The following is a 15,006-nucleotide window of genomic DNA, read 5'->3' as shown; positions in this document are numbered from 1 at the left end:
ATAGTGAATATAATTTTGTATTGACATTTAATCTCCTTTAATGTAATATAAACATATGAACAGATATTCATATAAATAAAAATATCTGATGAATAATGTTTAGGAACATATATAACAAGATATGAAACAAGATATGTCTAATAAGTATTAGAAATAGACAATAAATTAACTTATAATACAGGATAGAAACTTTCACTATTATCAAAGGAGATATCATGGAAGAAACATTATTGTTGAAGGATTTGAACTGTCCGAACTGCGCAGCAAAAATTGAAGATCGTATCCGTAAAATGGATGTGGTAGAGACTGCAAATTTCACAATTGCTACACATCAATTAAAATTAACCGGCTCTTGGGAAGACCGTGAAGCGCTTAAACGTGACATTCAAGATATTTGTGATGCCATCGAAGAGGGCGTAACCGTAGCGGATTACGAGCGTAAATCTAAAGCGGCTATGGATGATCATGGTCCTGACCAGGATCGTGGTAGTGATGCTGTAACAATTGTAGTCATCGTAGCAGGTTTGTTATTCATGATTTATGAAGTTTTGTCATCCTTTGTCCCATCCATCGGCTTGCCAGAGAGTATTGAAACTCCAATTTACTATATTGCCTATATCTTACTTGCGTTCCCAGTATTGCGTATCGCAGGTCGTAATATCTTAAAAGGTCAAGTATTTGATGAGAACTTCTTGATGTCTATCGCTACATTGGGCGCCATTGCAATCGACGCATTGCCTGAAGCAGTAGGCGTTATCTTGTTTTACCGTATTGGTGAGTTCTTCGAAGAAAAAGCAACTGATCGTAGTCGTACAGAAATCATGAACGCTGTCGATATGCGTCCTCAAGAGGTGCGCGTTGTAGACACAGGCTGTGGTGGTGAAATCGTAGTTATGGCTCCTGAAAAGGTTGAAGTAGGCTGGACTATCGAAGTTCGTCCTGGTGATTTAATCCCTCTAGACGGTACAGTTCTTGAAGGTGAAACTCGCGTTAACACAGCTCCTGTAACAGGTGAGCCTGTACCGGTTCGCGCTGTACCTGGCACTCAACTTATGTCTGGTTGCATCAACGAATCTGGCCGCATTACGATGCGTGTGGACAAGGTTCTTGAAGAATCCATGGTTACTAAAATTCTTGATGCCGTGGAAAATGCAGCATCTTCTAAACCTAAAATCGACCGTTTTATCACGCGTTTCGCTCGCGTATACACACCAATCGTTGTAGCTTTTGCATTGGCTGTAGCTATCATTCCGTCCCTTATTACAGGTGAATGGCATAAATGGATTTACACAGCCTTAACATTCCTCGTTATTTCTTGCCCATGTGCATTGGTGCTTAGCGTGCCACTCGCATTCTTCTCCGGTATCGGCAATGCGTCTAAACACGGTATCTTGCTTAAAGGTGGTCGCGTTATCGAGGCGTTGGCTAATGTGAAAGCAGTAGCTCTTGATAAAACTGGTACTATCACATCTGGTGAATTTAAAGTACAAAACGTAGAAACTGTAGGCTCTCATGTGAGCAATACTCAATTGTTGTCCATGGCGGCAGCTATCGAAGCCGTTTCTACGCATCCAATCGCAACAAGCATCGTTTCCGAAGCAAAGGCACAAGGTATCGTTGTAGAAGCGTCTGACTTTGTTCAAGAATTAGCAGGCGAAGGTATGGTTGGCACCGTTGATGGTCAACAAGTCCTCGTTGGTAATCGTCGTCTCATGGAACGCTATAATGTGCAAGGCTATCCAACAGAAGCTGCTGCATACGGCACAGAAGTACTAGTAGTAGAAGGTAATGTATACCTCGGTCGCATTATTATCGCTGATGAAGCTCGTCCAGACTCCGCAGCGGCTATCGCTGATCTTAATGGTCAAGATATTAAAACGGTTATGCTTACAGGTGATGCTGAAGCAAGCGCTAATTATATTGCCAAAGAAACTGGGGTAAGTGCCGTTCGTGCTCAATTGTTGCCACAAGATAAATTGTCCGTTGTACAAGATATTCGCTCTGAATATGGTCCAACCATGTTCGTAGGCGACGGCATCAACGATGCGCCAGTGCTTGCTGGTGCTGACGTAGGTGGTGCGATGGGTAGCGGTGCTGATGCGGCTATCGAAGCGGCAGACGTTGTATTCATGCGTCCATCCTTGACTGCTATTGCACATATCCTTGACTTGTCCAAAGCGACGTTGCGCGTAGCATGGCAAAACGTAGTATTCGCTATTGCCGTTAAAATTCTTATCATGGCACTAGGTCTTATGGGCTATGCATCCATGTGGTGGGCGGTATTTGGTGATACTGGCGTATCCATTCTTTGTATTTTGAACTCTATTCGTATCTTACGCCGTTAATTTGGTGAAAGTAATCTTATAGATTAATGCAGAAATATAACAAATGACATGATTCTGATTTGACAGAGTAGGATAAAACAAATAACCTCTATATTAGCGATAAGCCAGTATAGAGGTTATTTTTATAAGATTTAACCTAATGATATATTGCTGATTATTTGTTTGCATGCTTACTCACTGTAAGTTTTAGTGGTTTAATCTTTTGGTGGATTTTTTAGTTTAGCAGCTTTATTAATCTATCTGTTTGCTAGATTTTTTTGTAGATTTGATATAAGAATAGTTTTGAGATGCTTTTAACATATACAGTTGTGCATTGTTAATAGACATAAAGCGGTTTATGTATATACTATATAAACAAAACTTTCACAATTGAATTGAATAATAGCTATAAAATAGTATATAATTTATTAGATGATTACTATATGTTCGTTGGAAGGAGGGATAGCATGATCACGGTGTACAAACACATAGAAGAAGAGTTGGTTTCAGACTGCACTGTATCAGATGCCACAAAAGGTTCTTGGGTAAATTTGGTGAACCCAGACCCCGATGAGTTGTCCCTCATCAACATTTTGACGGAAATTCCAACGGACGTTTTAAAGACCGCTCTCGATATGGAAGAACGTTCTCACGTGGAATTAGAGGATAATTATATTTTCGTGGTTATCAACATTCCTGCGATTCGCGGTAATGATATGTACGATACGGTGCCGCTCGGTATTTTTTTGACGCCTGATTTCTTCATTACTGTATGTCTTGAAGAGTCCGAGGTGTTATATCCGTTCATTTCAAACCAACTGTCTACATTCTATACATATAAAAAGACGCGGTTCTTGTTCCAAATCTTGTACCGTACAGCCACATTGTTCTTACGTTATTTGCAACAAATCAATCGCCGTACCGACGATATTGAAGTTCAGTTGCGTCATACAACGAAGAATAAAGACTTCTTCCAACTATTGGAATTACAGAAATCCATGACATACTTTACCTCTGCGTTGCGTACGAATGGAACTGTTATGGAACGCCTATTGCGCTTGCGTGGTCACAGCACTTATAGACATTTGCTTAAAATGTATGAAGAGGATGAGGATCTTTTGGAAGACGTTATCATCGAGAATAAACAGGCCATCGAGATGGTTGAAATGTACTCTAATATCTTGATGAATATGATGAACGCCTTTACATCGATTATCTCAAATAATCTTAATATGGTGATGAAAATGTTGGCGGCCCTCACGATTACTTTGGCGGTGCCCACAATCATATTCAGTCTGTGGGGAACGAATGTGGCGTTGCCCTTCCAGGATGATCCGAATGGATTCTACGAAGTAGTAGGTATTTCCGTGGTGTGTTCTATCATTGCTATCATCGGCATGTGGAAAAAAGACCTATTCTAACATATATGACAAATAACTAATAGATTAGGGCAATACTAAATGTTAAATACAAATGAAAAAGCTGGCTGTAAGTCAGCTTTTTTGCTTGCTTATGTATTATATTATTGCTTATTTACGTATTACGTTGTTGCTTATTATTAGACCAATTTGATATAATAGTACCGTTATGGAGAGGTGTCCGAGTGGTTTAAGGAGCTGGTCTTGAAAACCAGTGACTCCGCAAGGGGCCGTGGGTTCGAATCCCACCCTCTCCGCCACATAATAAAGCCCTCTAGGTTTATGCCTAGAGGGCTTTTCAATCTTTATTCACTATGGTATGCTATCGATATATTTATTAGGTTTTCTGTAGAAAGGAGCTCGTATGAATCGACTTAGTTTCTCGCGAACTCAGATTTTAATTCTCCTTAGTGTGTGGCTCACGTTCTTGTTGAGCTTTGTTATGCGCTTGTCTTGGGCATCTGTTATGCCTATCCTCAATGAGGCGTTGCATTTCACAGCTAAGATGGGGGCTCAACACATTTCGGCCTTTTACTTTGGTTATGCGTTAACGGTACTGCCAGGTGGTATTTTAGCGGATAAAATAGGTTACAGACGTACCATATTGTTTAGTTTAATCGGTATGGCCGCTGTAACGGCTTTGATGAGTACCATTACAGACTATACCATGGCTTGGGGTTTGCGCTTCTTATTAGGGGTTATGTCTGGTCCTGTACAAGCTTCTTGCTTGAGTGCTATCGGAGATCACTTCGGTCCGAATCAACGGGGTGCGGCCGTAGGTATCTTTATGAGCTGTACGTCCTTTGGTATTACTACGGTAAACCTTTACGCACCATATGTGGCGACACATTACGGCTGGCAAACGGCATTCCTTGCTACAGCAATCTTGCCATTGTTAGTACTTGTATTATGTTACTTCACGGTGCGTAAGCCGAGTGCAGAAATTCTCGCACAACGAGAAGCTGAGGCTTCTGAAGCGGCTGCTAAGCTTGGCGTAGGTCAAACGTCTTTAGTAGAAAACTTGAAGCACATCATTTCTAATCGTAACATTCGTTGCTTGGCTATTGCAGGCTTCTTCGCCACAGGTACGACTTGGGGCGTAACGCAATGGGCGAACTTATACATGGTTAAACAATTAGGTGTAACTGCTATCTATGCAGGCCAAGTCATGAGCGTATTCGGTACGGCTGCGCTCATTGCGAAACCAACGATCGGTATTTTATCTGATATTTTGCCAATTAAGAAGAACCATTTAGCGGCGCTCGTTATGTTCTTATTTGCGCCCGCTTTAATCTTGTTTGCAAGTACGGCAAATCCAAACATGCTCTTTGTAACAGGTCCAATCCTCGGTATTGGTGCCTTTATGCATAGTGCGTTGACTAATGCTCTTGTAGTTCAATCGGCAGCACCTCATTTACGCGGCACTACAGCGGGCTTTGTAAACTTGTTTAATCAAATTGGGGCTCTCTTGGCACCACTGCTCTTGGGCAATGTCCTCGTAATGACGGGCAGTTACCAAATGTCCTTGATGTCTATCGCTATAGCACCTATTATCGGTGCATGCGCATTGTTCTTTATTCGTCTTAAATAATATAAAAGGATCCGTAAATAAACTGCCTTTCTAAAAATTGTATCTAATTGGAGGGCAGTTCAAAATGGGTCCTTTTTGTAATTAATATGTATATTGTGTATGGTGTTCTTTTATTATATGATTGAGTCATATTACAGGAGGAATGTAAATGGAAATCATCTGTTTTGGCGATAGCATTACGCGTGGCTATGATGTACCCTATGGACGCGGTTGGGTCGAAATCTGCGATGCTTCCATAGAGAACGTTAATTTTACAAATTATGGTGAAGATGGCTGCTCCGTACAGGGGATGATATATAATATTGAAAATTGGGCGGTTACTGCTGTATCCGATCCAACACGTCATATTTTCTTGATGTGTGGCACTAACGATATTTTACAAGGTCGAGATAGTACCTATGTGTACAAGACTTTAGTGAAAGCTATTGAGCTGGCTAGTACAAAAGGGATGGTAATCATCGGTTTAGAAACTCAAATTGATAGCGATATGGATGGATTAGATCTCGTTGTACGAGAGGTTAATGAACAGCTAAAAGCTTACGCAGCGGAGCATAATATTAAGGTCATAGATTTCTATACCACCTTGTTTGAAGCGGATCAAATTGGACAAATTGTCTTTGCTGGAGAGGTACACCCCAACGAGCGCGGTTATCGATTAATGGCGTATAAGGCATTAGAGGTCTTTACGCGATTATAACGGCACTATAATACGACTGTAACGGGACTATAATGTAACTGTAATATAAAGAACATAAAAACTCCCCTAATGAGTTGCCTCATTGGGGGAGTTAGTGATTTATAGTCTTTTGTGCTAGCGAAAGTTGGGGGCTTTCACCAGATACAATTAAATTCGTAACGAATTATTTTTTAGATTTAGTAGATACTTTATTGTTGGACACTTTAGCAGATTGTGCGATTGCATATGCAGTGCCTTTTACTAAATCAGAAGCTTCAGCAGTGTTGCCAGATACGGTTACAGCTGCTACAGTGTCTTCGGTTACTGCGAATAATGCAGTTGCGTAAGGGTGTTGCGCACCATTTGGTACAGTTACAGCACCGGATTTAACAACGATGTAACGACCGTTATTGTTGAAGATATCGTAATGAGCTGCTTGTTTTACACCATCATAGCTTTCATTGTAAGCGAACAATGCAGCTACTTCACCACTTGCTACTTGACCAGATTGTTGCATGGAACGCAATTTAGCAGCTGCTACAGCTGTTGGTTGAGTCATGTTTACAGTGATGCGCAAAGAATTGTTGTTTACAACTGCTTCAGTGATTACGTTTGTAGAGAATACATTCGCAACACCGTTGCCAGCACGGTTGTAAGAGCTAGCAGTTTTCACTTGGTAGCCGTTAGTGTATGCAGGCAAGTCATATGTGTAAGTTTTACCATTTAACAACAAGTCGAAAGCGTTCAATTGGTTAGCTTTGTAGCGAGAAACGTAGGAACTGCCGTTGCCATTAGCTGTTACGGAGTTTACAGTTTCTTGGTATACAGGTTGGGCTTCAGTAGGGATAGGATCCATGATTTGAAGACCTACAGCTGTTGTTTGAGGTGCCACAAAGATTGGATCACCTAATTCTTTAGATACAGGCATTTGTTGAGCCATATCGCCTGCTGTATAAGGCACTGCTGGCAATGGTTTGTAACCAGGACGTGGTGCACTTGTGGCATAACTAGTTTGGTAAGCTGGCGTAGCCGCTTGTGGTGCAGGATAAGAATATTGCTCTGCTGAAGCACGTTCGTAAGCGCGTGCATTAGCATCGATAGTTGCAGCAAAAGCAGAGAAAGACATTGTTGTCGCTGCAAATACTGCAAAAGCAGTTGCTAAATGTTTTTTGTTCATAATAATTTACTCCTAAATACATGATTTTACAAATAACACAGATACTAACTTGTATTATATAGGAATTCATGCTAATTGTAAATAAAATATAAAATATTATCTTAATTATAAATAAATATAATCAGATGAGTCAAATATTGTACAATTAGCCATAGAATGTCATATTACTATATAATAATAATCAGTATAGTAATTTATTATATCGAAAAATTTCGTTTAATGCTATATCTAATTCGTATAGTGCTACAATTAATTTGTGTAGTGCTATTCTAATGCGTTAACTGATATGAGCAATATACATTTGTGGATTATATCAATTGAGATGGTGAAAGTTTCACTAGGGAGGTCTCATGAGTATTAGCGTCTATTATGGACGAGCTGGATCAGGCAAGACGCGCGCCGTATATGAGCGCATACGTCAGGTCATGACAGACTGTCCAGGGGAACCAATAATTTTGCTCGTTCCTGAACCTGCCACCTATCGGGTGGAACGGGAGCTAGCTGAATGTATGCCTGAGAAAGGCTTTACTACGGTTCGCGTCGTAGGCTTTGGTCGTTTGGGTTATCAGGTATATCAATCGATAGGCTCAAAAGGGGTCGGTCAATCAAGTTTATCAAGCTTTGGCCGGTCTATGTTGTTGCGCCTTGTAATGAAACGAAAGCAAAAGGAACTGGGGCTGTTAGAACAGGCTACAAAGCGGCTTGAGTTTTCCTCCGTATTGCAACAGCTCTTTTCTGAATTCCGCGCCTTTCGTGTAGGCCCTGATGACCTAGAACGAGGGGCAGAGTTTGTTAAAAATAATGTATTACAAAAGAAATTGCGCGAGCTAGCTATTTGTATGTCTGCTTATGAAGAGGAACTCAGTCGCCATGGGGAGCGCGACATCGATCCTATCATGGAAATCGTAGAGGCTTTGCCACAATCTCCTCTCATGGAGAATAGTCACGTCTTTATCGATGGTTTCCATTGGTTTACGCCAACACACTATGAGTTGATTTATACCTTGTTTGACTTGTCGAAGGAGGCCGTTATTACTATCGATTTACCGATGGCTCCAAAGGCGTTAAATCTAGCTCGTCGAGGGGAGCATCTCTTCAGCCGCCCTTTAGAGATTTACGACACCTTAGTCGCTCGTTATGGCTCTAGTATCAACTGGGTTGGCTTTGACGGGAAACGAGGCCCTCAAATCGTTCGAGAGTTAGAGTCTAATTACTTTATTAGCCCTAGTAAGAAAAACTCTACAGATGAAACGATTCCGCTTATTCGAGGCTATAACCGGGAACGCGAAGCAGATGCGGTAGCTCGTGGTATTTTAGCCTATGTAGAATCATCTGAAGAGGCTCGTTACCGAGATGTATGTATCATGCTTCGCGAGTCTGAAACCTATGGTGACACCTTAGAAAAGGTCTTTACTCGCTACGGTATTCCGCACTTTATCGACCGTCAGCGGCCTATGAAAAACCATCCGTTAGGCGAGCTGTTGACGGCCCTCTTTGATATCGTGCGTCATAACTATAGTCGAGACAGCATGTTCCTCTTGCTCAAGACGGATTTGATGCCTCTCACTCGTGAGGCTGTAGATGAGTTAGAGAACTACGTTCTCGAGTTTGGTATCGACCATTATAAATGGGAACGTGAAAGCTGGCCGTACCTACGAGGCTTTTATGAGGGGCAAGATGAAGAAAGCCACTTAGATGCACCACGCAGAGCACGTGTAAACAAAGCAAGACAAACCATTATGGATGTTCTATCTCCGTGGTTTGATTTTGCGGCTTATAGTGATGGACATACGGGCGCAGAATGGGGAGCTCAATTATATGGCTTGTTAGAAACATTGCAAGTGCCAGAGCGCCTCTATGAATGGGTGAAGGACGCAGAAACTGTAGGTGATCAAGAATCCAAAGCTAGCCATGAACAGATGTACAATGCGGTCCTTTCCTTTATAGATGAAATTTCTATGGTCATGAAGGACGAAATATTGACCTTGGATGAAATGATGTTACTTCTCGAAGAAGGTTTGAGTGATGTCAATTATTCTATGATTCCGCCGTCTTTAGACCATGTGGTGATCACCACTATCGAACGTGGTTACAGCCAGTGGTGGCCTAAGGTGTTCGTAATGGGCCTCAACCAAGGTGTGTTCCCTCAAAGTATGGGCGACGAAGGGCTCATCAAGGATAAGGAGCGTCAAGAGTTGGCCAATGCAGGCATTACCTTAGCAGAAGGTGCCTTGCCGAAGGCTTTCAACGAGAATTTCCTATTATACCTCGCCATGACACGGGCATCCGATTCGTTGACCTTGTCCTATGCGGGCTCTGGTGAGGATGGAACTGGTCTTGAGCCATCCCTCGTGGTGAAACGATTAGAATCCCTTGGGTACGTAGATCAGACGGTAGAGATTCCTCTCTCCATTGCACCTGATACAGAGGCGGATTATGTATGGCGACCACTCCAAAGTCTGTCATTATTGTCGGAGCGCTGGGGGGCGCTCTTTAGTGGTTATGAGGTCAATCCTCTTTGGTGGGGCCTCTATAACTGGGCTCGTGAAAGCGAAACCTATCGTTCTCGTTTAGCGGAGGTGTCACGTGGCATTCGAGATAACAACGATGTGCCTGTCATTACGCAGGATTTAGTGAATGGGCTGTTTTTATCTAAAGGCTATATGTCTGGTTCTGTGACGCGCCTTGAACGATACCAACAATGTCCGTTTAAGTTCTATGCTCAATATGGTTTAAAATTAGAACCGCGTCCAGTACGCTCCTTTGGTGCTCCTGAAATCGGTACGTTCTTGCATGCGAATTTAGAGCGCTTAGGTAATTATCTATTAGAAAACAACAAGCAATGGCGTGACCTCGACGAAGAGGAACAAGCAAATCTATGCCGCACCGTGGCAGACGAAATCTTGCAAGAGAATCAACTGGGTGAAGAAACGAGCGATGCCTACCAAAAAGCCATCGAGCAACGTGTACAGAGAACATTACATGTGACGGTAGACCGTCTCGTAGAATGGTCAAAGCGCAGTGATTTTGATACGAAGTATTTAGAACAAGACTTTGGTCGTCAAGGTGGCTGGGACCCTATTCGAGTCCCTCTTGGTGAAGACCGTTACTTGCGCCTCATCGGGCAAATTGACCGCATCGACGAATATACACGGGGTGGTCAAACGTATGGTATGGTTATCGACTACAAATCGGGTGGCGCTCATGTGACGGCCCAAGATGTGTATTATGGCCTTAAACTGCAGCTCATGACCTATCTGCTGGTGTTAGAATCCGCTTATGGTAAAACACATGGCGGATCTATGTCCCCTGCATCGGTGGTTTACTCTTACGTGAAGAACCCGAAAATCCCTGCTGATGCGCCTATATCTTATGAAGATGCTGTTTCGTTGGCTAATGAAAGCGATGCTTGGCAAAACAGTGGGTACTTCTCCGATGATATAGAGCTGTTGACGCATATTGACAATAAGTTTTTGTCCTATGGTTCTAAGCGAGGGCCTTATGTGCCGATTGCGACGAAAAAAGATCAAACCATTTCCAGCAGAGACTTGCGGAAGGTTAAGTCTACAGGCGAATTTGACGTAATGTGCCGCTATACAAATCACGTGATGGCTGAGACGGGCCGTCACATTGGGGAAGGGCAGTTCCCGATAAAGCCATATCAATTAAATGGCTTTAGACCTTGTACATACTGCGATTACAGAACGGTATGTCGCTTTGACTCTAGCCGTAATCGATATAATTATTTGTCTAGATTGTCTGAAGACGATGCATTAGAACGGATGAAAGAGGTCTTAAGCGACGGAAATGACGCAAACAACAGTAACGACAGAAATAACAGTAGCAACGGAAATAAAAGTAATGTAGCAAGTATTAGTAATAAAGGAGGTGAAGACCATGGGTGTTAAATGGACGCCAGAGCAGGAGTCTGCCATCATAGCGCCTAAGGACTCCTCCTTAGATAATCAGACCTTACTTGTTGCGGCTGCTGCCGGTTCAGGTAAGACGGCGGTCCTCGTAGAACGCATTATTACGCGCCTTAAGGATATGGATAATCCCTTATCCGTTCAAGAACTCATGGTTGTAACTTTCACAAAGGCGGCCGCTCAAGAGATGAGCGCTCGTATTGGACTTGCCTTGGCTAAAGCCATGGAATCCACTGAGGATGCGGCAATGCAAGAACGCCTTGAACGACAGCTTAACCTATTGCCGTCTGCTCATATTTCTACCTTGCACTCTTTTTGCCAATGGGTAATCCGGTCCTATTTCTACAAGCTCGATATTAATCCAACGGCTCGTATCGGCAATGAAGCAGAAATGGCGTTGTTACAGCAAGAGGTATTAGCCGATTTATTAACTAAATCCTATGAAGAGGGCCTTTATAATATCTATGAGCTAGCGGACTTCTTCAGCGACGATAAATCCGATGCGGGCTTAACGGCAAAGATTATGTCTTTATATAATTACGCCATGTCCCTTGCTAATCCCGATGGATGGCTAAGAAAAGCCTTGGAGCCTTATAAAGAGGCGATGAACATAAACCCTAGTGATACGATGTGGGGCGAATATATGTGGTCGAATCATTTAGCTGTTATCGACCGTATTCGGGAGCGCTTAGGGCGGATGGAGCAAATTTTACTTAATCCCGTAGGTCCTCATAAGTGGCAAAATATATACGATAATCAACTGGCTGCACTAAGTATGCTTTCAGCAGCTCAATCTTGGAATGATATGGGCGATGCTTGTAAGCATATGGATACTTTTATTAAGGATCAATTCCGTATGGGTTCAAAAGAGGCACAAGTTTATGACCCTATTTTGGTAGCAGAGTTTAAATCTTTGGGAGTTCAAAATAAAGATGACCTCAAAGCCATGCAAACCGCTATATTCACCGTTCCGGAAGCTACCTTGCAAGAGCAGTTTAAGGCTCAATATCCAATCATAGAAGGTCTTGTAGAACTGACGATTGCTTTTCATAAAGCTTATAGAGACATGAAGCAAGAGCAAGGCATCATGGATTTCAGCGATCTTGAGCATTTATGCTTGGCTCTTCTCGTTGAGCCTGGCACAGAGGATGACCCTCAGCCATCTGAAGTGGCAAAGGAATTGCAAGATACTTTCAAAGAAATCATGGTCGATGAATACCAAGATACGAACGGCGTTCAAGAGACGATTATCAACTTGATTTCTCGCGTCGATAATAGGTTCTATGTGGGGGACGTGAAGCAGGCCATTTATAGCTTCCGTATGGCCGACAGTTCTCTATTTATGGAGAAGTACAATACTTACGGTGGTACTGATGCGGTAGAACGACGTATCGACTTGGCGAAAAACTTCCGATCTGACGCAAATATTTTGGCTGCTACGAACTTTTTATTCTATCAAATCATGACGGAAGACGCGGCAGAGCTTAATTATACAGAGGCTGAATCGCTCATTCCTGGCCGCATCGTAGAGGATGTACCAGAGGATTGGGTTGGAGGCGACGTGGAATTGCAGCTCTTAGATGTGAGTAAGGATACCCTTGGTGCTAGTGAAAGTGACGAAGATGAAGGGGATGACCCTGAAAACAACGAGCGTGAGCTAGATTTCATCATTCAAAAAATCAAGGAAATCCATGCTGCTAAGAAACAGGTGCAAAATCCCGATGGTACATTTCGTCAAATCGAATGGCGAGATTTTGCTATTTTGCGCAGATCCTTAGCGGGCTGGGGGACGCGTGCCGTAGAAGCCATGCGTCAAGCGGGGATTCCTGCGGTTGTAAATGAGCGAGACGGTTACTTTGAAGCACAAGAGATTCAACTTTTATTGGCATTGTTATCCATCATAGATAATCCGGAACAAGATTTGCCGATGGCTGCCGTATTGCACTCCGGCCTGGTAGGCCTTGATGCGAACGAACTAGGCGCATTGCGCCTGTCTGGTGAGGGTTCCCTATGGTCGCTCATGCCAGCCTATGCAGAAGTGGCTCAAGATGAGCGCTTATTAGCTTTCATTGGCCATATGGAGCGGTGGCGCACTTTGTCGCGTCGTCACGGTGTGACCGATTTGCTATGGGATATTTACGAATCCCAAGACTATGTAAACTATGTAGGGGCTATGCCGAATGGCCTCGTCCGCCGCGCGAATGTGCTCGCCTTATATGATAGAGCTAAGGGCTATGAAGCTTCAGGCTTCCGCGGGCTCTTTAGGTTTTTGCGCTTTGTGGAAAGCTTGCGCGACAGCAACCAAGATATGCCACTTGCCAATGTGGTGAGCGAGGCAGATAATGTGGTGCGCCTAATGACTATCCATAAGAGCAAGGGCCTTGAATTCCCTGTAGTATTTTTATCTGGTGTACAAAAAAGATTCAATATGATGGACTTGCGTTCAGAGCTTCTTATCGATAAAAATGCAGGCCTTGGTTTGAAAGGATATTTTCCAGATATTCGAGTGTCCTTCCCGACCATGCCCTGGTTCTATGTGAAAGACGTAAAAGAGGCGGCCCTCAAGGCGGAGGAGCAGCGCATTCTTTATGTTGCCTTGACACGGGCACGAGATAAGCTATTCATGACAGGCTTTATTAAAGGCTTTAAAAATTCTAAAGGTGTATTAAGCACCATGGGTGAGCTCATTAAAAATGCGGCTTCCGTAGAAACTCAACAGTTACCGACAGATATTATCACACAAGCTAATACCTATCTAGATTGGATGATGATGGGCTTTGCTCGTCATTTAGATGGTGGTAATCCATTGCGCGTAGCCATCGAGTACGAAGGGCCAACTTATTTTGATTTACCGGATAAACAGTGTCGTTTAAAGGTTGAGATCCATGATGGCTCTCTTTATGGTGATCTCGATTACAAAGCGGATATCGACGAGACAACAATCAATAAGGTGCGGGACTTAAAAGCTGTTAATTCCGTAGAATTACCGCAGGAAATCGTGGACCGTTTTAACTATACCTATCCATACAACGATGCTACACGACGTACTGCTAAAATTTCCGTTAGTGAATTGAAGCGACGATTCCAAGAACGAGAACTAGAGGCAGGAAATATAGACACTCTTAATGAATCGGTTGCAATAGTAGATTTGGGTGCTAAACGAGCCGTGTCGGATGCGGTTCAGTCTATCAAGCTGGATACAACGAATCCAAATCTTAGTGCCGATGACACTAGTAATATTAGTGTTCAGCCTGTTAAAGTTTCGGAGGATGATTTAGCAAATTCCGTATTCGGTCGAAAGCCACAAGCACTACAGTCCAAAGAAGATGTATTGACAGGTGCTCAATGGGGTACCTTGATGCATGAGGCTATGCAATGGCTACCTCTTGTGAAGTATACGCAAGCTTCTTTGACAAAAGAACTAGATGCACTGGTGGCGAAAGGGACTTTCACAGAGGAAGAGAGAAATTTATTAAGCGATACAAGTTTGTATAAATTTTTCAGCTCTGATCTTGGTAAGCGCCTTATCAATGCAAAACGTATCGAGCGAGAATTGCCGTTTAGCATGCTCTTTGAAGGAAAACGTGTATATGATACTTTAGAGGACGGGGAAAATCTGTTCCTCCAAGGTATTATTGATACGGCTTTTGAAGAGAGCGGTGAATGGGTTCTCGTAGATTACAAAACGGATCGCGTTACATCCGGAGAAGACCTCATCAAGCGCTATAAAATCCAAATGGATCTCTATAAAGAGGCCTTGCAGCGATTGACGGGGATGCCCGTGAAAGCTTGCTATATTTATAGCTTCCGCTTGCACGATGCAATCATCGTGGACTAAAGTGTATAGATTCTTATAAATTAATAAACACAAAAGCTCTCTATTCGTTGATAGAG

Annotated in this window: 7 protein-coding genes and 1 tRNA gene; 7 read left to right on the top strand and 1 reads right to left on the bottom strand. The window is 42.9% G+C overall.

The features are described 5' to 3' along the window. Window positions 1-215 precede the first annotated feature (215 nt). The 5 genes from VPAR_RS08575 to VPAR_RS08555 all read left to right on the top strand — a co-directional run bounded on the left by VPAR_RS08575 (window position 216) and on the right by VPAR_RS08555 (window position 6,030). Window positions 216-2,345 carry a heavy metal translocating P-type ATPase gene (locus tag VPAR_RS08575; RefSeq protein WP_012864893.1) on the top strand — a complete coding sequence of 710 codons (2,130 nt, stop codon included), beginning with the start codon at window positions 216-218 and terminating at the stop codon, window positions 2,343-2,345. A gap of 446 nt (window positions 2,346-2,791) precedes the next feature. Next, entirely contained in the window at window positions 2,792-3,745 is a 954-nt protein-coding gene (locus tag VPAR_RS08570) for a magnesium transporter CorA family protein (protein WP_004694714.1), read from the top strand. A 168-nt stretch (window positions 3,746-3,913) separates the two neighbouring features. Beyond that, window positions 3,914-4,002 (top strand) — tRNA-Ser (locus VPAR_RS08565). A gap of 104 nt (window positions 4,003-4,106) precedes the next feature. Then, window positions 4,107-5,333, top strand: coding sequence for an MFS transporter (locus tag VPAR_RS08560; protein WP_004698192.1), 1,227 nt, complete (start codon window positions 4,107-4,109; stop codon window positions 5,331-5,333). A 148-nt stretch (window positions 5,334-5,481) separates the two neighbouring features. Further along, complete coding sequence (locus VPAR_RS08555; RefSeq protein ID WP_012864892.1) at window positions 5,482-6,030, top strand: SGNH/GDSL hydrolase family protein; 549 nt, start codon at window positions 5,482-5,484, stop codon at window positions 6,028-6,030. Window positions 6,031-6,193: 163 nt separating this feature from the next. Here the strand turns inward: VPAR_RS08555 and VPAR_RS08550 are convergent, their stop codons facing one another. After that, window positions 6,194-7,186 (bottom strand): hypothetical protein, encoded by a 993-nt coding sequence (locus VPAR_RS08550; protein WP_004694840.1) that lies wholly within the window; start codon window positions 7,184-7,186, stop codon window positions 6,194-6,196. A 350-nt stretch (window positions 7,187-7,536) separates the two neighbouring features. Here VPAR_RS08550 and VPAR_RS08545 point away from each other — a divergent pair, with 350 nt between their 5' ends. Together VPAR_RS08545 and addA are read left to right on the top strand one after the other, a co-directional pair. Continuing rightward, window positions 7,537-11,094: a PD-(D/E)XK nuclease family protein gene (locus VPAR_RS08545; RefSeq protein WP_012864891.1), complete on the top strand. Its 3,558-nt coding sequence runs from the start codon at window positions 7,537-7,539 to the stop codon at window positions 11,092-11,094. Continuing rightward, the gene (addA, locus tag VPAR_RS08540; protein ID WP_012864890.1) at window positions 11,084-14,950 is read left to right on the top strand and encodes a helicase-exonuclease AddAB subunit AddA; all 3,867 of its coding nucleotides are present in this window, start codon (window positions 11,084-11,086) and stop codon (window positions 14,948-14,950) included. Before VPAR_RS08545 ends, addA begins: the two co-directional genes overlap by 11 nt. The last annotated feature ends 56 nt before the right edge of the window (window positions 14,951-15,006 follow it).

This window comes from Veillonella parvula DSM 2008 (assembly GCF_000024945.1).
In the GTDB taxonomy this organism is placed as follows: Bacteria; Bacillota; Negativicutes; order Veillonellales; family Veillonellaceae; genus Veillonella; species Veillonella parvula.
Note: the sequence above shows the minus strand (reverse complement) of the source record. Positions and strands in the feature narration are given on the sequence as shown.